This window comes from Neisseria sp. P0021.S007, assembly GCF_051956855.1.
Window position 1 is genome coordinate 1 of the sequence record NZ_JBQCXA010001001.1, and the last position, 551, is coordinate 551.

1 protein-coding gene is annotated in these 551 nt (G+C 50.8%); it reads left to right on the forward strand.

Annotated features, from left to right (window positions below):
* Positions 1 to 529, forward strand: a 529-nt coding sequence (gene hutX, locus ACTHUR_RS17195; protein ID WP_440399920.1) for a heme utilization cystosolic carrier protein HutX, incomplete at its 5' end; no start/stop codon positions are given.
* Positions 530 to 551 lie beyond the last annotated feature (22 nt).

Here is a 551-nt window from a genome sequence, read left to right on the forward strand (position 1 = left end):
GGATCAAACCATGCAAAAACTTTCAGCCGAACAACAAACCATGTTGCGCCAATCATTAGAAAAAAATCCCGGCCAAGTGCTGGAAATGCTGGCCGCGCAAAACCAATGCAGTTTTGAAGACGTTATCCGCTGCCTGCCTGAAGAGAACGTGCGCCAAACCGAAGGCAGCCGCATTGTCGAAATTCTCCAAGCCATCGCCGCATGGGATGAATCCGTTACCTTCATCGCCCACACCCCCGATGCCATCGTCGAAGTCAGCGGCAAACTGCCTAACGGCAAAGTCGGCCGCGGTTTCTACAACTTTGATCATCCCGAAACTGACGGCGGCGTACACGGTCATATCTATTACGAAAACTGCGCCTCCATCTACCTTTTGGAACGCCCGTTCATGGGCAAAGCCACTTGCTCGCTCAACTTTATCAACCGCAATGGTGGCGCCATGTTTAAAATTTTTGTCGGTCGCGATGAAGCAGGCGAGTTGAAACAACATCAAATCGAAGCCATGCGCAAACTGTTTGATGCCGCTTAAACGGTTTCAGACGGCCTGATAA